General features: G+C 66.4%; 21 protein-coding genes. 13 read left to right on the forward strand and 8 right to left on the reverse strand.

Annotated features, from left to right (window positions below):
* Positions 1 to 192: 192 nt before the first annotated feature.
* From gatB to ACWIGM_RS16955, 4 genes are all read left to right on the forward strand, one after another.
* Positions 193 to 1,674 carry an Asp-tRNA(Asn)/Glu-tRNA(Gln) amidotransferase subunit GatB gene (gene gatB, locus ACWIGM_RS16940; protein ID WP_454027133.1) on the forward strand — a complete coding sequence of 494 codons (1,482 nt, stop codon included), beginning with the start codon at positions 193 to 195 and terminating at the stop codon, positions 1,672 to 1,674.
* Entirely contained in the window at positions 1,671 to 2,177 is a 507-nt protein-coding gene (locus ACWIGM_RS16945; RefSeq protein WP_454027134.1) for a GNAT family N-acetyltransferase, read from the forward strand. The genes gatB and ACWIGM_RS16945 overlap by 4 nt, the downstream gene beginning before the upstream one ends.
* Positions 2,178 to 2,212: 35 nt before the next feature.
* The gene (locus tag ACWIGM_RS16950; protein WP_454027135.1) at positions 2,213 to 2,698 is read left to right on the forward strand and encodes a GNAT family N-acetyltransferase; all 486 of its coding nucleotides are present in this window, start codon (positions 2,213 to 2,215) and stop codon (positions 2,696 to 2,698) included.
* A gap of 113 nt (positions 2,699 to 2,811) precedes the next feature.
* Entirely contained in the window at positions 2,812 to 3,519 is a 708-nt protein-coding gene (locus ACWIGM_RS16955; protein WP_454027136.1) for a glutathione S-transferase N-terminal domain-containing protein, read from the forward strand.
* 138 nt (positions 3,520 to 3,657) lie between these two features.
* On the opposite strand, the gene ACWIGM_RS16960 is transcribed toward ACWIGM_RS16955, so the two are convergent.
* Entirely contained in the window at positions 3,658 to 4,032 is a 375-nt protein-coding gene (locus tag ACWIGM_RS16960; RefSeq protein WP_454027137.1) for a DUF2147 domain-containing protein, read from the reverse strand.
* Positions 4,033 to 4,395: 363 nt separating this feature from the next.
* Between ACWIGM_RS16960 and ACWIGM_RS16965 the strand changes: the two genes are divergently transcribed.
* Positions 4,396 to 4,665: a sel1 repeat family protein gene (locus ACWIGM_RS16965; RefSeq protein WP_454027138.1), complete on the forward strand. Its 270-nt coding sequence runs from the start codon at positions 4,396 to 4,398 to the stop codon at positions 4,663 to 4,665.
* Positions 4,666 to 4,668: 3 nt separating this feature from the next.
* Here ACWIGM_RS16965 and ACWIGM_RS16970 read toward each other — a convergent pair whose 3' ends face one another.
* Complete coding sequence (locus ACWIGM_RS16970) at positions 4,669 to 5,211, reverse strand: GNAT family N-acetyltransferase (RefSeq protein ID WP_454027139.1); 543 nt, start codon at positions 5,209 to 5,211, stop codon at positions 4,669 to 4,671.
* A gap of 278 nt (positions 5,212 to 5,489) precedes the next feature.
* On the opposite strand from ACWIGM_RS16970, the gene ndk reads away from it, so the two are divergent.
* Positions 5,490 to 5,912 (forward strand): nucleoside-diphosphate kinase, encoded by a 423-nt coding sequence (ndk, locus tag ACWIGM_RS16975; protein ID WP_454027140.1) that lies wholly within the window; start codon positions 5,490 to 5,492, stop codon positions 5,910 to 5,912.
* Between the two features lie 75 nt (positions 5,913 to 5,987).
* On the opposite strand, the gene ACWIGM_RS16980 is transcribed toward ndk, so the two are convergent.
* Positions 5,988 to 6,812: a MipA/OmpV family protein gene (locus ACWIGM_RS16980; RefSeq protein WP_454027141.1), complete on the reverse strand. Its 825-nt coding sequence runs from the start codon at positions 6,810 to 6,812 to the stop codon at positions 5,988 to 5,990.
* A gap of 226 nt (positions 6,813 to 7,038) precedes the next feature.
* Between ACWIGM_RS16980 and ACWIGM_RS16985 the strand changes: the two genes are divergently transcribed.
* Together ACWIGM_RS16985 and ACWIGM_RS16990 are read left to right on the forward strand one after the other, a co-directional pair.
* Complete coding sequence (locus ACWIGM_RS16985) at positions 7,039 to 9,129, forward strand: molybdopterin-dependent oxidoreductase (RefSeq protein ID WP_454027142.1); 2,091 nt, start codon at positions 7,039 to 7,041, stop codon at positions 9,127 to 9,129.
* Between the two features lie 124 nt (positions 9,130 to 9,253).
* Positions 9,254 to 9,613 (forward strand): hypothetical protein, encoded by a 360-nt coding sequence (locus ACWIGM_RS16990; protein ID WP_454027143.1) that lies wholly within the window; start codon positions 9,254 to 9,256, stop codon positions 9,611 to 9,613.
* A 12-nt stretch (positions 9,614 to 9,625) separates the two neighbouring features.
* On the opposite strand, the gene ACWIGM_RS16995 is transcribed toward ACWIGM_RS16990, so the two are convergent.
* Positions 9,626 to 10,282 (reverse strand): glutathione S-transferase family protein, encoded by a 657-nt coding sequence (locus ACWIGM_RS16995; RefSeq protein ID WP_454027144.1) that lies wholly within the window; start codon positions 10,280 to 10,282, stop codon positions 9,626 to 9,628.
* A gap of 181 nt (positions 10,283 to 10,463) precedes the next feature.
* On the opposite strand from ACWIGM_RS16995, the gene ACWIGM_RS17000 reads away from it, so the two are divergent.
* On the forward strand, positions 10,464 to 11,210 hold the full coding sequence (locus tag ACWIGM_RS17000; RefSeq protein WP_454027145.1) for a helix-turn-helix transcriptional regulator: 747 nt from the start codon (positions 10,464 to 10,466) through the stop codon (positions 11,208 to 11,210).
* Positions 11,211 to 11,338: 128 nt separating this feature from the next.
* Here the strand turns inward: ACWIGM_RS17000 and purN are convergent, their stop codons facing one another.
* Both purN and purM read right to left on the reverse strand, forming a co-directional pair.
* Positions 11,339 to 11,959, reverse strand: coding sequence for a phosphoribosylglycinamide formyltransferase (gene purN, locus ACWIGM_RS17005; RefSeq protein ID WP_454027146.1), 621 nt, complete (start codon positions 11,957 to 11,959; stop codon positions 11,339 to 11,341).
* A complete protein-coding gene (gene purM, locus ACWIGM_RS17010; RefSeq protein WP_454027147.1) occupies positions 11,956 to 13,026 on the reverse strand; it encodes a phosphoribosylformylglycinamidine cyclo-ligase in 1,071 nt (356 codons plus the stop codon). The genes purN and purM overlap by 4 nt, the downstream gene beginning before the upstream one ends.
* 183 nt (positions 13,027 to 13,209) lie before the next feature.
* Here purM and ACWIGM_RS17015 point away from each other — a divergent pair, with 183 nt between their 5' ends.
* The 3 genes from ACWIGM_RS17015 to ACWIGM_RS17025 all read left to right on the forward strand — a co-directional run bounded on the left by ACWIGM_RS17015 (position 13,210) and on the right by ACWIGM_RS17025 (position 15,589).
* Positions 13,210 to 13,740 (forward strand): CDP-alcohol phosphatidyltransferase family protein, encoded by a 531-nt coding sequence (locus tag ACWIGM_RS17015; protein ID WP_454027148.1) that lies wholly within the window; start codon positions 13,210 to 13,212, stop codon positions 13,738 to 13,740.
* A gap of 69 nt (positions 13,741 to 13,809) precedes the next feature.
* Positions 13,810 to 14,904, forward strand: coding sequence for an AI-2E family transporter (locus ACWIGM_RS17020; protein ID WP_454027149.1), 1,095 nt, complete (start codon positions 13,810 to 13,812; stop codon positions 14,902 to 14,904).
* On the forward strand, positions 14,891 to 15,589 hold the full coding sequence (locus ACWIGM_RS17025; protein WP_454027150.1) for a P-loop NTPase family protein: 699 nt from the start codon (positions 14,891 to 14,893) through the stop codon (positions 15,587 to 15,589). The genes ACWIGM_RS17020 and ACWIGM_RS17025 overlap by 14 nt, the downstream gene beginning before the upstream one ends.
* A gap of 4 nt (positions 15,590 to 15,593) precedes the next feature.
* Here ACWIGM_RS17025 and ACWIGM_RS17030 read toward each other — a convergent pair whose 3' ends face one another.
* Complete coding sequence (locus ACWIGM_RS17030; protein WP_454027151.1) at positions 15,594 to 16,835, reverse strand: acyl-CoA desaturase; 1,242 nt, start codon at positions 16,833 to 16,835, stop codon at positions 15,594 to 15,596.
* Between the two features lie 81 nt (positions 16,836 to 16,916).
* Positions 16,917 to 17,546, reverse strand: coding sequence for a hypothetical protein (locus tag ACWIGM_RS17035; protein ID WP_454027152.1), 630 nt, complete (start codon positions 17,544 to 17,546; stop codon positions 16,917 to 16,919).
* A gap of 158 nt (positions 17,547 to 17,704) precedes the next feature.
* Here ACWIGM_RS17035 and ACWIGM_RS17040 point away from each other — a divergent pair, with 158 nt between their 5' ends.
* A complete protein-coding gene (locus ACWIGM_RS17040) occupies positions 17,705 to 18,391 on the forward strand; it encodes a TetR/AcrR family transcriptional regulator (RefSeq protein WP_454027153.1) in 687 nt (228 codons plus the stop codon).
* The last annotated feature ends 91 nt before the right edge of the window (positions 18,392 to 18,482 follow it).

The raw sequence follows: 18,482 nt of genomic DNA on the forward strand, positions 1-18,482 counted from the left end.
CAACTCCATCGGACTGACGATTGTCAAGTTTCTTCACTCGACAATTTCGATGCTATTTTCTTCCTCAGCCGCCCATTGTCGCCGTGGGCCACGCAAAACCGGCGCAACGGATGCTTGCTGGCGGCGGGCCGAAGCTCTACCTGAAGGACGCGCGCGCCAGCGTCAGCAGCAACATCTCGTGGAAGTCGTCTCATGAATGCGCATGTCCGCCCCGCCGACCCCAAGAAGCTGATCAAGGGTGCGACCGGCGACTGGGAGATCGTGATCGGCCTCGAGATCCACGCGCAGGTCACCTCCAACGCCAAGCTGTTCTCCGGTTCCTCGACCGCCTTCGGCGGCGAGCCGAACGCCCATGTCAGTCTGGTCGACGCGGCGATGCCGGGCATGTTGCCGGTGATCAACGAGGAATGCGTCCGTCAGGCGGTCCGCACCGGGCTCGGCCTCAACGCCCAGATCAACAAGCGCTCGGTCTTCGACCGCAAGAACTATTTCTATCCCGATCTGCCCCAGGGCTACCAGATCAGCCAGTACAAGCATCCGGTCGTCGGTGAGGGCGAGATCGCGGTCGATCTCTCGCCGACCGAGCAGATCAGCGTCGGCATCGAGCGCCTGCATCTCGAGCAGGATGCCGGCAAGTCGATGCACGACCAGCATCCGACCATGAGCTTCGTCGACCTCAACCGTTCGGGCGTGGCGCTGATGGAGATCGTCTCCAAGCCGGACCTGCGCTCGGCCGACGAGGCCAAGGCCTATGTCTCCAAGCTGCGCACCATCCTGCGCTATATCGGCTCCTGCGATGGCGACATGGAAAAGGGCAACCTGCGTGCCGACGTCAACGTTTCCGTGCGCAAGCCGGGCGCGCCCTTCGGCACGCGCTGCGAGATCAAGAACGTCAACTCGATCCGCTTCATCGGCCAGTCGATCGAGGTCGAGGCCCGTCGCCAGATCGGCATCCTCGAGGATGGCGGCACGATCGACCAGGAGACCCGCCTCTACGACCCCGGCAAGGGCGAGACCCGCTCGCTCCGGTCGAAGGAAGAGGCGCACGACTATCGCTACTTCCCCGATCCGGACCTGCTGCCGCTCGAATTCGACGATGCCTTCATCGCCGAGCTGAAGGCGCAGCTGCCGGAGCTGCCCGACGCCAAGAAGGGCCGCTTCATCGCGCAGTACGGGCTTTCGCCTTATGACGCCTCGGTGCTCGTCGCCGAGCGCGATCAGGCCGACTATTTCGAGGCGGTGGCGAAGGGGCGCGACGGCAAGGCCGCAGCCAACTGGGTGATCAACGAGCTGTTCGGTCGCCTCAACAAGGAAGGCAAGGACGTCTCGGCCTCGCCGGTCTCGGCAGCGCAGCTCGGTGGCCTCGTCGACCTGATCGGTGAGGGGGTGATCTCCGGCAAGATCGCCAAGGATCTGTTCGAGATTGTCTGGACCGAAGGCGGCGATCCCCGCGAGATCGTCGAGGCCCGCGGCATGAAGCAGGTCACCGACACCGGCGCGATCGAGAAGGCGGTCGACGAGATCATCGCGGCCAATCCGGACAAGGTCGAGCAGGTCAAGCTGAAGCCGACCATGCTCGGCTGGTTCGTCGGCCAGGCGATGAAGGCCTCGGGCGGCAAGGCCAACCCGCAGGCGCTGAACGAGATCCTGAAGAAGAAGCTGGGAATCGAGTGACGCCAAAGGACTTGATCATCCGCGATGCGCTCGCCGCCGATCTGCCGGCGGTCCGCTCGCTGTTGGTCGAGACCTGGCACGATGCCTATGACGGCATCTATGGCTGGCAGCGGGTCGCGCAGATCACCAATGCCTGGCATTCGCTCGATGCGCTCGCGGCTCAGCTCGGTCGCGACAGCGGCGTCTTCCTGGTCGCGCTCCTGGGCGAGGAGATCGTCGGCACCGCCTCGGCCCGCCGCGAGCCCGACCGGGCGGCGATGCTGACGCGGCTCTATGTTGCGCCGGCGCGACAGGGCGAGGGCATCGGCCGTACCCTGCTGCAGGTCGCACTCGCCTGCTTTCCCGAGGCACCGGTGGCGCGGCTCGAGGTCGAGAGCCAGAACGAGCTGGCGATCGCCTTCTACGAGCGCATGGGCTTCTTCCTGCAGCGCCAGGCCCGCTTCGATGGGCGCGAGGATACCCCCAACACCCTGATCATGGCCAAGCGCCTGGTGATGATCTGAGGGGCTTGCCTGGCCAATTCCCGACGGAGACGACGATGACCGAGACCGCCGCCCTTTCCGGCGTCACCATGCGCGAGGCGCACCGTGAGGACGCCGCGCGTATCGCCTGGCTGATCATGCAGGGCTCGGCCAAACAGACCCGCAGTGATGACGAGATCGCGCAGGAGGCGGCTCACCCCTCCTATCTCGATGCTTTCGATGAGGTCGCCGCCAGCCAGTACAACACGCTCTTCGTCGCCGAGCTCGAGGGCAAGGTCGTCGGGACCTTGCAGGTCACGCTGATCCCCGGACTGATCAACCGTGGCCGCAAGCGTGCCAAGCTCGAAAGCGTCCATGTCGATCCGGCTCTGCGCGGCCGGCGCATCGGCGAGGCTATGGTCGCCCACGCCGTCGAGTTCGCCCGCCAGAATGGCGCCGGCCTGGTCGAACTGACCTCGAACAAATCGCGCGAGGCGGCGCACCGCTTCTATCGCCGCCTCGGTTTCGACCAGAGCCATGAGGGCTTCAAGCTGGAGCTGTGACCGCGCAGTCTGCATGCCGCGTCCGCGTGGAGCGCGCGGGACTGGTTCTTACAGGAGTGCCGGTCGAGACCTAGATGTCCCGGCGACCCGTAATAACCCGCGAGGACTGGGACATGTCAGCAGTGCAGGGCAAGCCGATCGATCTCCATTACTGGCCGACACCGAACGGCTGGAAGATCACCATCATGCTCGAGGAGACCGGACTGCCCTACACCGTCATCCCGGTGAACATCGGCAAGGGCGACCAGTTCAAGCCGGAATTCCTGGCGATCTCGCCGAACAACCGCATGCCGGCGATCGTCGACCCCGATGGGCCGGACGGCAAGCCGATCTCGGTCTTCGAATCCGGCGCGATCCTGCAATATCTCGGCCGCAAGACCGGGAAGTTCTATCCCAGGGACGAGCGCGGCCGCGTCGCGGTCGACGAATGGCTGTTCTGGCAGATGGGCGGCTTCGGCCCGATGCTCGGCCAGACCCACCATTTCCGCATCTATGCGCCGGAGAAGGTGCCCTACGCGATCGAGCGCTACACCAATGAGGCCAATCGGCTCTACGGCGTCTTGAACAAGCGCCTCGAAGGCCGCGACTACATCTGCGACGACTATTCGATCGCCGATATGGCCTGCGTGGGCTGGGCCCGTGGCTGGGAGCGCCAGGGCCAGGACATCAAGCAGTTCCCGAATGTCGGGCGCTGGCTCGATACGGTTCTGGCTCGCCCCGCAGTCAAGCGCGGCATTGCCGTCGCCGAGGAGTTGCGCAATCCCGCCGGGATCAGCACGCCCGAGGAAAAGGCTGTTCTGTTCGGCCAGAAGGCGCGCTGATCAGACGGTGCACGGTCGGTCATGCTCGGCCTTGTGCCGAGCATCCACGCCTTGAACACCGCACTCGCTATTGGGAGCGAAGACATGGATGGTCGGGACAAGCCCGACCATGACGAATAGCAATATCTGAGGCGCGCCTCAGTTGCTGCGCGACCACTTCACCGAGCGGCAGATCAGCCCACCCATGACGCAGCCGGCGGTGGTCAGCGTGTCGCCGGAGAGCGACATCGTGCCGGAATAGGTCTTGCCGTCCTCGGGGTTGAAGGCGCTGCCGTTCCATTTGCCGGCGCTGGCCGGCTTCATGTCGTAGAAGATGCGCTGGCCGAGCTTGGCCGGTCCGCTCGCATCCTTGAGCCAGGAGATCGTCCCGCACATCGCCTCGCCGCATTTGGTGAAGCGGACCTTGGATGCGCCGCTGTCGCGCAACCAGGTGCCGGTGACGTCCTGCGCCGAAGCGGGCACGGCGAAAGCGAGCAGCAGGCCGGCGGCAGTAATGGTCAGGCGAATGGCCATGGCGTTCCTCCTCGTTGCTGGCGATCTTCGTCGCTCAGATGGTTCAGATGTAAACCATATCCGAAGCCGCGCCAGCTTCCAAGATGGCTCTTCGTGAAGGCCCGCTCGCCATGCTGACCTTGGGGCAAGGTGAATCGCAAGTTGACGCACCAGTCGGCGTCGAATTCGGAATCGCTTGAAATCATTGTCGGATTCGACGCGGGAGCCTGAATCGAATCTTGCTTTAACCGCTCGTTTGCGACTCGTTGAGCTTCGATTCATCTCAAAATTTAGCGGGTTGTTTTACCGCCCGGCCTGAACCTCTCCTCACAAGCCGCGGCCTCCAAACGGGCTGGCATCGAAGGAAAACAGGGAGAGTTTGTCATGGCACGCATGGAAATGAGCGCGATCCCGGCCTCGCTGGCGATCCCGATGGAAGCCTCGGCGGATGCATATTACGAGCTCGGGCTGATGCATGCGTCAGGCCGCTCCGGGCCGGTCGATCTGGTCGCCGCGCAGACCTGGTTCAACGTCGCCTTCGCCAAGGGCTGCGTCCGTGCCGCCGCTCACCGCAGCGAGCTGGCACTGGAGATGAGCCGCGACGAGGCAGCCGAAGCCCTGCGCGAGGCGCGCCGCTTCCTGACCCGGCACTGAGGGTCAGGCACGCAGCCGCGCCATCGTAAGCGCATCGGCATAGGCGCCGGCGCGGAAGGCGTAGGCGCGCAGGAGCCCTTCCGGTTCGAAGCCGAACTTGCGGTAGAGCGCGATCGCCGCCGCATTGTCGGCATAGACCGTCAGTTCGAGCCGCTTCAGGCCGAACCAATTGTCGGCGGCGTCGACGAGTTCGCCGAGCAGCGCCGTGCCGACGCCGGCTCCATGATGATCGTCATGCACGCCGATGCCGATATAGGCGACATGTGCCCGGCGGCCGCGATAGCGCGCGAAGCCGGCCTGGCCGATCAGCTCGCCGTCGCGGAGCGCGACAATGTTGAGCCCGTCGGCATCAGGATCCTCCAGCCAGCGCCGCGTCACCTCGGTCCGCTGATAGGGCAGGCGCAAAGTCCCGGCACGAAAGCGCGGCAGATTGACCAGCGCCGTCAGTGCCGCGAGGTCATCGCTGTGCGCAGCCCGGATCAGCAGCCGGCTGGAGCCAGGTGGCTGTTTCGCATTGTCGGGTTGATCGGCTCTTGTCAGTGGCATGTCTGCTCTCCGAGACAACCGGGAGAGCGGAATTCCATCGAACCCTGCTCGCCGCGGCAGGGTTTGTGGGGGATGATCGCGGTGCGCTTAGCGCAATGCCGATCCCGCACACCCTTCCAGGTGCGTCGACATCAGGATTACGAGGGCGGTCGCGGTGATCATGCCGCGGATCATAGCGGCGGATCGTACGCCGACAAGGTCTTCGCAGCCTTGTGGCCCGGGGAGGGCGCCGCTATAAGCGCGCCGCATTCCCCGATTTTCCCGCAAGGATCTCAACGATGGCTGTCCAGCGTACCTTCTCCATTCTCAAGCCCGATGCGACGAAGCGCAATCTCACCGGCGCGGTCAACGCGGTCATCGAGAAGGCCGGTCTGCGCATCGTCGCGCAGAAGCGCATCCAGATGACCACCGCGCAGGCGCAGACCTTCTACGCCGTCCACAAGGAGCGCCCCTTCTTCGGTGAGCTCGTCGAGTTCATGACCTCCGGCCCGGTCGTCGTGCAGGTTCTCGAAGGCGATGACGCGATCGCCAGGTATCGTGAGGTGATGGGCGCGACCAACCCGGCCAATGCTGCCGACGGCACCGTCCGCAAGCTCTTCGCCCAGTCGGTCGGCGAGAACACCGTGCACGGCTCGGATGCGCCGGAGACCGCCGCGATCGAGATCGCGCAGTTCTTCGCTGGCAACGAGATCGTCGGCTGAGCCGATTTCCGCATTCCGGAAACAGGAAGGGCGGGTCCGATGGGCCCGCCCTTTTCTTTGCCCGGCCGAAGCGCCTCAGAAGCCGAGGTCGAAGGCGTAGCTCGCGGAGATGCCGAAGGTGACGGAATCGCGGTCACCGAAGGCCTTGACGATCGGCGCGCTGGCCGCGTCGCTCATCAGGCGCTTGTACTCGACATAGGCGGTGGTCTGCAGCTTGTCCGACCAGTGATAGGTCGCCTGCGCGATCGCGCCGACCGAAAGCACGCCGGCATTGTAGCGGCGCAGGAGCCCGCCATTGCCGGCGACGGTGCCGCCGAAATAGGTGCGGACATAGTCCGAGCTCACGACCGTCATGCGCGGGCCAATACCGAGCGACCAGGCGCCGATGCGCTGGAAGACATCGACCTTGGCCTCCGCCACCAAGCCCTCATGGGCGACGATGCCGCGGCGCAGATCGACGCGGGTGCGCAGCCAGGATGTCGGGTAGAACTCGACGAAGGCGCCGGCTTCGGCGCCGAACTTGGTGTTCGGCACGCCCATGGCGAGCAGCGCCGGATTGGTGTCTGCCTTGCGCTCCCAGAGCAGGTTGCCGGAGAAGCCGACGCGCCAGGCCTTGCCCGAGAAGAAGCCGATACTGATCGCGTCGTCCTCGGAGGTCCACCAGGTGCTCTTGGTGCCGCGTGCCAGCGAGATGATCGGTCGCGGCCGGAAGACATAGTCGTTCGAGCCCATATAGTCGGGCTGGTAGCGCAGGCCGGCGCCGAGCGTCAGATGCCAGTTCTGCACGGGCTCCGGCGAGGTGTACTGGCTGTACTGCGAGGATTGGGCCTTCGCCGGCGCGCCCAGCGCCAGGGAAAGACAGGCGGCCGCAAGGCCGGCAAGGAACGCAACGCAACGCATCGTCAGAACTCCGGCGCCAGAGCGCCTTGGACTACTCGGATACGTGCAAACTGAATCATTAGTCTTAACCCGGAGTTGACGGGCCGCTGCCTGCGACAACGCTACCCATATGGCTGATCGCCCGGCCGAATCCCCAGCCGCCGGTGACCAGCACCCTGCCTCGTCGCAGCAGAGCAATGCAACCGCGCCGCTTCCGCCGATCCTGGACCTGTTCTAGGAAAGGGACATGACAGAGCTTCCCCTCATCGCGCGCCGGCCTTCCGTCTGCCCGCATGACTGCCCCTCGGCCTGCTCGCTCGAGGTCGAGGTCATCGACGGCAAGACGATCGGCCGGGTCCGCGGCAACAAGCGCCAGAGCTATACCGACGGCGTGATCTGCGCGAAGGTCGCCCGCTACGCCGAGCGCATCCATCATCCCGACCGGCTGCTGCACCCGCTGCGCCGCACAGGGCCGAAGGGCTCCGGCGCCTTCGAGCGGATCTCCTGGGACGAGGCGCTGGACGAGATCGCCAAGCGCTTCCTGGCGATCGAGGCCGAGCATGGCGCCGAGGCGGTCTGGCCCTATTACTATGCCGGCACCATGGGGCTGGTGATGCGCGACGGCATCAACCGCCTGCGCCACGCCAAGCGCTATTCCGGCCAGTACTCGACGATCTGCACCACCACGGCCTGGACCGGCTTCATCGCCGGCACCGGCAAGCTCGCCGGGCCCGATCCGCGCGAGATGGCGAAGTCGGACTGCGTGGTGATCTGGGGCACCAACCCGGTGCACACCCAGGTCAACGTCATGCACCACGCCATCAAGGCGCGGAAGGAGCGGGGCGCCAAGATCGTCGCGATCGACATCTATCGCAACGCCACCCTCGATCAGGCCGATCTTCCTTTCGTGCTCAAGCCCGGCACGGACGGCGCGCTCGCCTGTGCGGTCATGCATGTGCTCTTCCGCGACGGCCATGCCGACCGCGACTATCTCGCCCGCTTCGCCGATGCCCCGGAGGAGCTCGAGGCCCATCTCGCCACCCGGACGCCGGAATGGGCGGCGGCGATTACCGGCCTCAGCGTCGGCGAGATCGAGGAGTTCGCTACGCTCGTCGGTACTCGCAAGAAGAGCTTCTTCCGGCTCGGCTACGGCTTCGCCCGCCAGCGCAACGGCTCGGTCAACATCCACGCCGCCTCCTGCATCCCGACCGTCACCGGCGCCTGGCAGTATGAGGGCGGCGGCGCCTTCCATTCGAACAGCGGCATCTACAAATGGCGCAAGGGCCTGATCGAGGGGCTCGACAAGATCGACCGCAATGTCCGCCAGCTCGACCAGTCGCAGGTCGGCCGCGTGCTCACCGGCGATGCGCAGGCGCTGCGCCAGGGCGGCCCGGTCAAGGCGCTGTTCATCCAGAACACCAATCCGGTCTCGGTCGCACCCGAGCAGGAGCTGGTGAAGCGCGGTTTTGCCCGCGACGATCTCTTCACCGTCGTGCACGAGCAGTTCATGACCGAGACCGCGCAGATGGCCGACATCGTGCTGCCGGCCACGCAGTTCATGGAGCATGACGACCTCTACCAGGGCGGTGGCCACCAGCACATCATGTGGGGCGGCAAGCTTGTCGACCCGCCCGGCGAATGCCGCTCGAACCATGAGGTGATCTGCGCGCTGGCCCAGCGTCTCGGCGCCGAGCATCGCGGCTTCACGATGAGCCCGCGCGAGATCGTCGACTGGACCTTGCAGGAGACCGGCCGCGGTACGCTCGAAGAGCTGGTCGCCAATGATTTCATCGACATCCAGCCGGATTTCGAGACGGCGCATTATCTCAAGGGCTTCGGCTGGCGGGATGGCAAGTTCCGCTTCAAGCCGGACTGGACCAAGGTGCCAAACAGCAATGCCGGCCTCGTCGGCCCGCACGAGACGCTGCCCTCATTGCCCGATCATTGGGCCGTGATCGAGCAGGCCGATGCCGAGCATCCGTTCCGGCTCGCCACCAGCCCGGCGCGCAATTTCCTGAACTCCAGCTTCACCGAGACACCGACCTCGCAGAAGAAGGAGGGCATGCCGACACTGATGCTGCATCCGGCCGATGCGGCGGCGCTCGGCGTCGCCGCCGGCGACCATGTCACGGTCGGCAACCGGCGCGGTACGGTCGAGCTCGATGCGGTGCTGTTCGACGGGCTGGTGCGCGGGGTCGTCATCGCCGAATCGATCTGGCCGAACGGCGCCCATCGCGGCGGGCGCGGCATCAACACCATTACCGGCGCGGATTCGCCCGCGCCCTATGGCGGCGCCGCCTTCCACGACAATAAGGTCTGGATTCGCAAGGCGGTGTGACCTTTGCGTCATTGCTTTTTCACCGGGCCTATGGACCATCCGGGCTCGGGCGACGGCATGGCCTGTCGAGGGGAGATTCGGGTCTCCCGGGCTCGAGCCGCGGAAACGGACAGTGCGAACAATGATGAAGCGGCGGGTTGGTGCGGTCGTCTGGGCCGCTGGGTTGTCCCTGTTGATGTCCGCCGGTGCGGCGCTGGCTGCCGGCAGCACGAGCGCGCTGCCGCCACCGGATCCGACGGCGAAGAACCTGACGCCCTATATGATCCAGCTGCGCGCCTTCGACGCCTGCCTGATCACCCAGTCGCGCTTGATGAACACGACCCGCGAGGCGGTGCACACCCCGTGCAGCTGCTACGCCAAGGGCACGGTCAACGCCATGACCAAGGACGAGCTCCAGGCTTTCCGCGACACCGGCTACTTCAACGACACGGCCCGCGAGAAGGGCTATGAGTTCATCGACCGCTGCAAGCTGAAGCGGCCTTGAGCGACGGGCGGCTCACGCCGCCTTTATTGCCTGGTCCTTGAAATAGCGCTCGCGCATCCGGCCGGCATAAGCGACAAGGTTGGCGTGCTCCTGCAGCGCGCCCCGGATCGGCGAATCGAAGATCTCGCAGAGCCCGGCGATCATGAAGGCGCCGAGCGTCGCGTCGGCGCCGCTCGGGTCGGGGCCGGTGAGATAGGGATTGCCGCCGAGGATGCCGGCGAGCGCATCGAGCGCCCGCCGTGCCAGCACGAGCCGTTCGGCGTCGCTGTGCCGGCCGATGCCATGGCCCTGCAGATTGCGCTGAATCTTGCGCTTGATCATCGCGACGACCAGCGGCCGGAGCGGCGCCGGCACCGGATCGAAGAAGCGGCGCGGTCCGCGGTCGAAATTGGCGGGATTGGCCCAGCGCTCCTGCACCACCATCCAGTACATGTGGTCTTCGAGCATCTTCTCGACTGCCCAGGCGGTGCCGCGCTGTTCGGCTGAGAGGCCCTTGTCGAAGTCGATCCCGTGCGCCTGTTCCAGATGCATGCGGATGAAGGTCGTGTCCGGTACGATCTTGTCGCCGTCGCGCAGCACCGGGAACTTGCCTTTCGGCGCCTTCTGCAGATTGCCGCGCACACGGGTGTAGGGCAGGCCGGACATCTCCATCAGGATGATGCCTTTCATGCAGAACGGGCTCGGGTCGGGCTGACCGAAAGCGGGCCCGAATACGTGAAGTTCCAGCATGTCGCCCCGCTTAATTATGAGTTCGGTATGCAGAATGCTGCTGCCACACTCCTGACATTTGATGTCAGGGCGAGTAGAGCAAGATCACCTTACGCCATCTTCCTATCAGCGGAACTACGCCATGCAGCGCGCTGAACGCTTGCTCGATCTGATCCAGGGACTGCGCCGCCGGCGTCGCCCCGTCACGGCCGAGACACTTGCCTCCGAGCTCGATGTCTCGGTCCGTACCGTCTATCGCGACATCGCCGCGCTGTTGCGCCAGGGCGTACCGGTACGCGGCGAAGCCGGCATCGGCTATGTCCTCGATGCCGGCTTCGACCTGCCGCCGCTGATGTTCTCGCCCGACGAGATCGAGGCAGTGCTCGTCGGCATGCGCTGGCTCTCCGAGCGCGCCGATCCGACGCTGGCGCGCGCCGCCGAGGACGTCGTCGCCAAGGTCGCGGCGGTGCTGCCACCGCATTTGCGGCCGATCCTGCTCGACGGCGCGCTGTTCGCGCCGGCCTATTGCAAGGATTCGGCGATCGTCGACCAGGTCGACGCTGCCGCGATCCGGGCCGCGATCCGCAATGGCCGCAAGCTCGACATCGCCTATCGCGACGAGGCCGGCGCCGAATCGCGGCGGATGATCTGGCCGATCGGCATGACCTTCTTCGACCGGGTCCGTGTCGTCATCGCCTGGTGCGAGCTCCGGCAGGCCTTCCGCCATTTCCGCACCGATCGCATCGCCGAGCTCACCGCCCGCGAGGAGCGCTATCCGGCCCGCCGTGCCGACCTGTTCCGGCGCTGGCAGAAGGAGGAGCAGGAGGCCGCGGCCAGGCGGGCAATGGAGCAGCAGGCCCTGCAGGGAGAGGCGGTGGTGGTGCAGTAGCCATAGGGCACGCATCAAGCTCGGGCTTGCCCCGAGCATCGCAGGCCCGCGGAGGCTCTGGTCAGCGTCTTTTCGTCATGAGATTCTTGGGTCTGCGCTTCGCTGCGCCCGAGAATGACGCTTGGATTTCAGGCGCCGACCGCCACCCCGTCTTCCAGCCTGGCTGCCCCCGATGCCACCAGCGCCAGCGCCTCCGGATAGATCCTGTGCTCCTGCTCCAGCACGCGGGCCGACAGGCTCGCCTCGTCGTCGCCGGGCAGCACTGGCACTTTCGCCTGCAGGATGGTCGGGCCGCCGTCGAGCTCGGGCACGACGAAGTGAACCGTGCAGCCGTGCTCGGCGACGCCCGCTTCGAGCGCGCGGGCATGGGTGTGGGTGCCGCGGAAATCGGGCAGCAGCGAAGGGTGGATGTTGATCATCCGGCCCTGCCAGCGCGTCACGAACCAGGGCGTCAGCACCCGCATGAAGCCGGCGAGCACGACGAGTTCGATCCCGTGCGCCCGCAGCTCCGTGTCGAGCGCCCGCTCGAAAGCCTCGCGGTCCTTGCCGAAGGGGCGGTGGTCGACGCTGATGGTGGCGATGCCGGCAGCTGCCGCCCGCTCCAGCCCGCCTGCATCCGGCAGGTTGGCTGCAACCAGCGCGATCTCGGCCGGGAAGTCCGCAGCCTTGGCCGCCTCGATCAGCGCGATCATGTTCGAGCCGCGCCCGGAGATCAGGATCGCGGTCCGAACCCGCCTTGCCGTGCTCACAGGGCGAGCTTCCCGCGATAGGTGACGGCCTCGTCGGCACCGCGCGCCGTGACCTCGCCGAGCCGCACCGGCTTTTCGCCGGCCTCGGTCAGCGCTGCCATGACCGCATCGGCCTGCGCGGCTTGGGCCACGACGATCATGCCGATGCCGCAGTTGAAGGTGCGCAGCATCTCGCGCTCGGCGACGCCGCCGATCTTCGCGAGCCAGCCGAACACCGGCGGCACGCTGATCGCAGGCAAGTCGATCGCGACGCCGAGATCATCGGGCAGCACGCGCGGGATGTTGTCGGGGAAGCCGCCGCCGGTGATGTGGGCGAGGGCCTTGATGCCGGGCGCCGCCTTCAGCGCCTGCAACAGGCTCTTCACATAAATCCTGGTCGGCTCCAGCAGCGCCTCGGCCAGCGTCTTGTTCGAAGCGAACGGGGCGGGCGCATCCCAGGCGAGGCCCGAGAGCGCGACGATGCGGCGGACCAGCGAATAGCCGTTCGAGTGCACGCCGGAGGAGGGCAGGCCGAGCACGACGTCGCCAGCGACGACATCGGCGCGCGGCAGCAACGTGCCGCGCTCGGCGGCGCCGACGGCGAAGCCGGCGAGATCGTAGTCGTTGCCGGCATACATGCCCGGCATCTCGGCGGTTTCGCCGCCGATCAGGGCGCAGCCGGCCTGGCGGCAGCCCTCGGCAATGCCGCGGACGATCTCGACGCCGGCCTTCGGGTCGAGCTTGCCGGTGGCGTAGTAGTCGAGGAAGAGCAGCGGCTCGGCGCCCTGGACGACGAGGTCGTTGACGCACATGGCGACGAGGTCGATGCCGATGGTCGAATGCCGGCCGCTCTCGATCGCGATCTTGACCTTGGTGCCAACGCCGTCATTGGCCGCGACCAGGATCGGGTCGCTGAAGCCGGCGGCCCTCAGGTCGAACAATCCGCCGAAGCCGCCGATCTCCGCGTCGGCGCCGGGCCTGCGCGTCGAGCGCACCAGCGGCTTGATCGCATCAACCATCGCATTACCGGCATCGATGTCGACGCCCGCCTGCGCATAGGTCAGCCCGTTGGCGCCCGGTTTGGTCATCGGCTTCGCTCCTTAGAGCCTGTTTTGCGGATCAGGTCGCTTCGACCTGACCAGATACTGCTCATGCTGCGCGAGCGAATAGGCAAGGGCAGGGCGGGGGGCAAGCCCTTCCGCGAAAGCGTTTCGCACTTCTCCCGCCCATGTTCTACCCTGAGCTGCGATTCTTTCGGCAGGTCTCCCGCGATGACGCTTCCGAACCTGATCACCATCGCCCGGCTGATACTGGTGCCGCTGGTGATCGTCATGATCGTCAATGCCCGCTGGGACGAGGCCTTCTTCCTCTTCGTCGCGGCCGGCGTCTCCGACGCGATCGACGGCTTCATCGCCAAGCGCTTCGACATGAAGAGCGAGCTCGGCGCCTATCTCGATCCGCTCGCCGACAAGGCGCTGATCGTCTCGATCTACATCACCCTCGCCATTGTCGGTATCATCCCGGTCTGGCTGGTGATCGTCGTCGTCTCGCGCGACCTGATGATCGTCACGGCGGTGATCCTGTCCTGGCTGATGGAAAAGCCGGTGACGATTGCGCCCATCGTCGTCAGCAAGCTCAACACTGCGGCCCAGCTCGTCTTTGCCGCTCTCGTGCTCGGCTCGAAATCCTTCGAGATCGACGCTAGTGCGATCATGCCGGCGGCGCAGATCGTCGTCGCGGCCTTGACGCTCGCCTCGATGGGCGCCTACCTCGCGCTCTGGCTGCGGCACATGGCGGGCTGATCCAGAAGCTTGGATGATCCGGGGTGGATCACCATAATCAGGCGCCATAGGTCATGTAGAGGCGAGTGCATGAGTCTTCAGCGTCAACTGCTCTTCTGGCTGCTTGCCCTCGCTGTCCTCGTGCTCGCGCTGATGCTGTTCCGGGACGTGCTGCTGCCCTTCATCGCGGCGCTGGCGCTGGCCTATCTGCTCGATCCGCTGGCCGACCGGCTGGAGCGCTGGGGCCTCAGCCGCCTCACCGCGACGATCGCCATCCTCTGCCTGTTCCTGCTCGTCTTCATCGCCGGGCTGGTGCTGCTCGCCCCGCTGCTGAGCCAGCAGCTCGCTGGCCTGGTCGCGCGCCTGCCGGGTGACGCCGCAAAGCTCCAGGCGCTGATCATGGAGCGCGGAGCGCCGCTGATCGAGCGCTTCGGTGGCGCCAAGCTGGCCCAGGATGCCCAGAGCTCGCTCGGCAACCTCGTCGGCGAGGCGACCAGCTGGGTCGGCAAGCTGCTGGGCTCGCTCTGGTCGGGCGGTACGGCGATCATCGGCGTGTTCTCGCTGCTGGTGCTCACCCCCGTCATCGCCTTCTATCTGCTGGCCGACTGGGACCGCATGGTCGCGACGGTCGACAGCTGGCTGCCGCTCGACCATCGCGAGACGATCCGCGGCCTGCTCCACGAGATGGACACGGCCATCGCCGGCTTCCTGCGCGGGCAGGCGCTGGTCTGCCTGCTGCTCGGGACGTTCTATGCGGTCGGCCTGTCGCTGGTTGGCGTCAATTTCGGTGCGCTGATCGGCATCATCAGCGGCTTCCTCTCCTTCATCCCCTATGTCGGCTCGCTGACCGGGCTCGTGCTCTCGGTCGGCGTCGCCACCGTGCAGTTCTGGCCGGACTGGACGATGCCGCTGTTGACGCTCGCCGTCTTCGCCATCGGCCAATTCATCGAGGGCAACATCCTGCAGCCCAAGCTCGTCGGCGACTCGATCGGGGTGCATCCGGTCTGGCTGATGTTCGCGCTGCTCGCCTTCGGCTCGCTTTTCGGCTTCGTCGGCCTGCTGCTCGCCGTGCCGCTGGCGGCGATCATCGGCGTGCTCGCCCGCTTCGTGCTGCGGCAGTACCTCGCCAGCCCTTACTACCGTGGCCAGACCGGCCCGGCGACCAAGACCCATGTCGAGCCGTGAGCCGCCGGTGAAACCTCGTCAGCTCGCCTTCGACCTGCCGGTCGACAGCCGGCACGGCGTCGAGGATTTCCTCGTCGGTCCCTCGAACGAGCAGGCCTACGGGTTGATCGAGAGCTGGCCGGGCTGGCCCGCCTCCTGGCTGCGCCTGGTCGGCCCGGAAGGGGCGGGCAAGACCCATTTGGCCGCGATCTGGGCGGCGCGCGCCCATGCCTGGACGCTGTCCGCAGACGAGCTGGACGAGGCCAAGGTGCCGCATCTGGCTTCCGGCGGCGCTTTGGTGATCGAGGATTGCGACCGTGCTCCGCTCGACGAGCCGGCGCTGTTCCATCTGCTCAATGCCACCAGGGCGCGCGGCGCCTCCGTCTTGCTGACCGCGCGGACCGAGCCGGGGCAATGGGGGCTGAAGGTGCCGGACCTGCTCTCGCGTCTGCGCCTAGCGCCGCAGGCCGAGATCGCACCGCCGGACGATGCGCTCCTGCGCGCTCTGCTGGTCAAGCTCTTCGTCGACCGCCAGCTCATCGTCGACACCGGCACGATCGAGGCGCTGGCGCTCCGGATGGAGCGCTCCTTCGCCGCGGCGCGCGATCTCGTCGACGCCATCGACAAGCTCTCGCTCGAGCGTGGCCGGCGCGTCACCCGCGCCATGGCCACCGAGGTCGTCGCCTCGCTATTCCCCGAGGAGTGAGGCCTTAGGCCTTTGCCGTAGCCGCCGTCCCGGTCAGGCGGGCATGGATGGTCTCGATCAGGAGATCGTGCGCCCGCGCCGCGATCGCATCGAGCGAGGGTGTCTTGACGAACATGGCGGCGGCCTTCTCGGCCAGCTCCTCGCGGCTCGGCAGGCTCGGCATGTGCCACTGCGCGATCGCGTCCTGCGCCTGCGCCTGGACGGCGTGCAGGCGCTCGCCGGCGCGGGCCTGCATCGCAGCCAGGGCCTCGCGGAACTCCGGCAGCGTCAGCGTCGGCAGATGCAGTTCAGGCAGATGCAGCTCCGGCAGGCCGGGCGCGCTGGCATAGGCGTCGCGCAAGGACTGGACGATGCGCTCCACCGGGACGGATGCGGCAAGCCGCTCGGCCGAACGCTCGATCACGCGCGGCGGCAGCGCCTGCGAGCGCTCGACCACTGCCTGCGGCGGCGCCTTCAGGTCCCAGACCAGGCGAAGCTTCGACAGACCCAGGATGAGATAGTAGGTCGGATCCCACTGCCACCAGCGAAAACCCTGGCGGACGCTGTACTGATAGGCGTGGTGGTTGTTGTGCCAGCCTTCGCCCATGGTGATGATGGCCAGCCACCAGTTGTTCCGGCTCTCATCGCCGGTGACATAGTCCTTGTCGCCGTGAACATGGGCCAGCGAGTTGATGCAGAAGGTGCCGTGGTAGACCGCGACCGTCGACCAGAAGAAGCCGACGAACAGGCCGCTCCAGCCATCGATGGCAAAGCAGATCAGGGCGAGCGCGACCGCCGGCAGCAATTCGAACCGGTGCAGGAAGTTAAGCTCGGGAAAGCGCGTCAGGTCGGTGACAGTCGAGGTGTCGCAACGGTCGTGGCCGTTGCTGAAGATCCAGCCGACATGGGAGTAGAAGAACGAGGTCAGCACCGGCGAGTGCACGTCGTGCTCGGTGTCGGAGAAACGGTGATGGTGCCGGTGCTTCGAGGCCCACCAGATCACGCTCTTCTGCGCCGTCGACTGGGCGAGGAGGGCGAGCACGAACTGGCCGATCCGGCTGGTCTTGTAGGTCCGGTGCGAGAAATAGCGGTGGTAGCCGCCGGTCACCGCGAACATGCGCAGCCAGTAGAGGCCGAAGGCGAGCCAGAGCGAGGTCGCGCTGACGCCGCTCCAGAGTGCGCCGAAGCAAGCGAGATGGGCCAGCACGAAGGGGATGGCGGAGGGATAGACGATATCGCCATGGTCGGCGTGCTGGTGCTCGGACAAGTTGGCTCTCTGGACCGGTTTGAAGGCATGCGGGATTCGCATGCCGACCAAACAGCAGGGGCGGGGCTGGTGCAAGCGCCCTCAGCGCCGCAGCACAGGAAATGACAGGCGATTGACGATGAGGCGCAGCGCGCAGGCGCCGAGCAGCGCGGACATGAAAGGCCAGTAGGCCATGTCCAGCTGGGCGCGCTTGCCGAAGGTGACCATGAAGCTCAGCCAGAGGTACCAGGCGCCGAACAGATGCAGCCGGCGCCAGGCGGCCGGGCCGATCAGCGCAGCCGTCCGGTCGAAGGAGGTCGCTGCCATCGCCGCGATGACGAGATAGGCGCTGCCGCCGGCGACGAGCATGCTCGACCCGCCCAGCGCTGCGAACAGCGTCGGGTCGGTCACGGCGAGCGCGATGATCGCGATGGCGTGCAGCAGGTGCGAGACCACGAAGCCGAGGCCGAGCTGTCGCCGGTTGCGCAATTGCCAGCGGGTCCACGGATTCGGGCAGATGCGAAACAGGGCGGAGGCAGTGAAGGCGAGGAGGAAGAGGGCGAGCGAGGTCCGCGCCGTCAGCCGGATCGCCATGCGGATGCCTTCGCTGCCGCCGGCGGAAGCAAACGCGGCGAGGGCTGCGATGGTCAGGATCGCAGCGAGCGCGCCCAGTAGCGGCCAGCCTTCCAGGCCGGCCGGAAGAGCCGGACTGCGCCTGTTTTCGTTCGACATCACGCTTCTCCCCTGAGTGGCTCGATATGTAATCAGTGATTACATATCGAGAACGGTGGGGCAATGGAATGTAATCGGCGATTACATGATCGTGATGACGATGCCTGGCGGCCCGGCGCGGCTGCTGCCGGCCGGGAAACTGGTCTAGGGTCGCGGCGATGGGCACGACGAAAGCGAGTCGGACAGGGGCGGGCGGGAGCGCGGCGAGCGCCTCGACCTATCATCACGGTAATCTGCGCGAGGTGCTGATCGCGGAGGGCCTGGCGCTCGCGGCCGAAGGCGGGCTCGACGCCGTCAGCATCCGGGAGGTGGCGCGCCGTGCCGGGGTCTCGCCCGCAGCCCCGTTCCGCCACTTTCCCGACAAGGTGGCGCTGATGACTGCGGTAGCCGAGGAGGCGATGGCACGCTTCCGGGCCGAGATCGCCGCTTCGCTCCAACGCGAGACCAGCGACGATCCGATCCGGCGGATTCGCGCCATCGGCAAGGCCTTCCTCGACTGGGCCCGGCGAAACCCGACGCATTTCGAGATCATCTCCTCGCGCCGCGCCATCGATTTTGCCGGTTCGGCCTCGCTGGGTGCGGACAACGCCCAGATCCAGGCGCAGATGGTGAGTTTGCTCGAGGAAGCGGCGCGGCGCGGGCTCCTGCGCGTCGACGATCCCGCTCTGATCCAGATCACCGGTCGCGCGTTGGTCTACGGCCTGGCGCGCATGCTGATCGACGGCCAGTTCCCGAGCTGGGGCGTGACGGAAGACGAGGCCGAGAACGTAATGGAGCGGTCGCTCGATCTTTTCCTTACCGGCCTGCTGAAGGCCCCGGCATCCGCTGACGCGGGTCGTTCATGACGTTTGCGTCTCGCTTGTCATCGAACCGTCACGCTACGGTGGCTTCAAGATCGGCGCGGCTACTGCGGCTGCAAGCAAAACGACACAGAGC

The organism is Allobosea sp. NPDC055332, assembly GCF_053645455.1.

Bases quoted from the DNA above. Each gene is read 5' to 3' on its own strand.
- gatB (WP_454027133.1), top strand. From the start codon at position 193: ATGAATGCGCATGTCCGCCCCGCCGACCCCAAGAAGCTGATCAAGGGT.
- ACWIGM_RS16950 (WP_454027135.1), top strand. From the start codon at position 2,213: ATGACCGAGACCGCCGCCCTTTCCGGCGTCACCATGCGCGAGGCGCAC.
- ACWIGM_RS16955 (WP_454027136.1), top strand. From the start codon at position 2,812: ATGTCAGCAGTGCAGGGCAAGCCGATCGATCTCCATTACTGGCCGACA.
- ACWIGM_RS16960 (WP_454027137.1), bottom strand. From the start codon at position 4,032: ATGGCCATTCGCCTGACCATTACTGCCGCCGGCCTGCTGCTCGCTTTC.
- ACWIGM_RS16965 (WP_454027138.1), top strand. From the start codon at position 4,396: ATGGCACGCATGGAAATGAGCGCGATCCCGGCCTCGCTGGCGATCCCG.
- ACWIGM_RS16970 (WP_454027139.1), bottom strand. From the start codon at position 5,211: ATGCCACTGACAAGAGCCGATCAACCCGACAATGCGAAACAGCCACCT.
- ndk (WP_454027140.1), top strand. From the start codon at position 5,490: ATGGCTGTCCAGCGTACCTTCTCCATTCTCAAGCCCGATGCGACGAAG.
- ACWIGM_RS16980 (WP_454027141.1), bottom strand. From the start codon at position 6,812: ATGCGTTGCGTTGCGTTCCTTGCCGGCCTTGCGGCCGCCTGTCTTTCC.
- ACWIGM_RS16985 (WP_454027142.1), top strand. From the start codon at position 7,039: ATGACAGAGCTTCCCCTCATCGCGCGCCGGCCTTCCGTCTGCCCGCAT.
- ACWIGM_RS16990 (WP_454027143.1), top strand. From the start codon at position 9,254: ATGAAGCGGCGGGTTGGTGCGGTCGTCTGGGCCGCTGGGTTGTCCCTG.
- ACWIGM_RS16995 (WP_454027144.1), bottom strand. From the start codon at position 10,282: ATGAAAGGCATCATCCTGATGGAGATGTCCGGCCTGCCCTACACCCGT.
- ACWIGM_RS17000 (WP_454027145.1), top strand. From the start codon at position 10,464: ATGCAGCGCGCTGAACGCTTGCTCGATCTGATCCAGGGACTGCGCCGC.
- purM (WP_454027147.1), bottom strand. From the start codon at position 13,026: ATGACCAAACCGGGCGCCAACGGGCTGACCTATGCGCAGGCGGGCGTC.
- ACWIGM_RS17015 (WP_454027148.1), top strand. From the start codon at position 13,210: ATGACGCTTCCGAACCTGATCACCATCGCCCGGCTGATACTGGTGCCG.
- ACWIGM_RS17020 (WP_454027149.1), top strand. From the start codon at position 13,810: ATGAGTCTTCAGCGTCAACTGCTCTTCTGGCTGCTTGCCCTCGCTGTC.
- ACWIGM_RS17025 (WP_454027150.1), top strand. From the start codon at position 14,891: ATGTCGAGCCGTGAGCCGCCGGTGAAACCTCGTCAGCTCGCCTTCGAC.
- ACWIGM_RS17035 (WP_454027152.1), bottom strand. From the start codon at position 17,546: ATGTCGAACGAAAACAGGCGCAGTCCGGCTCTTCCGGCCGGCCTGGAA.
- ACWIGM_RS17040 (WP_454027153.1), top strand. From the start codon at position 17,705: ATGGGCACGACGAAAGCGAGTCGGACAGGGGCGGGCGGGAGCGCGGCG.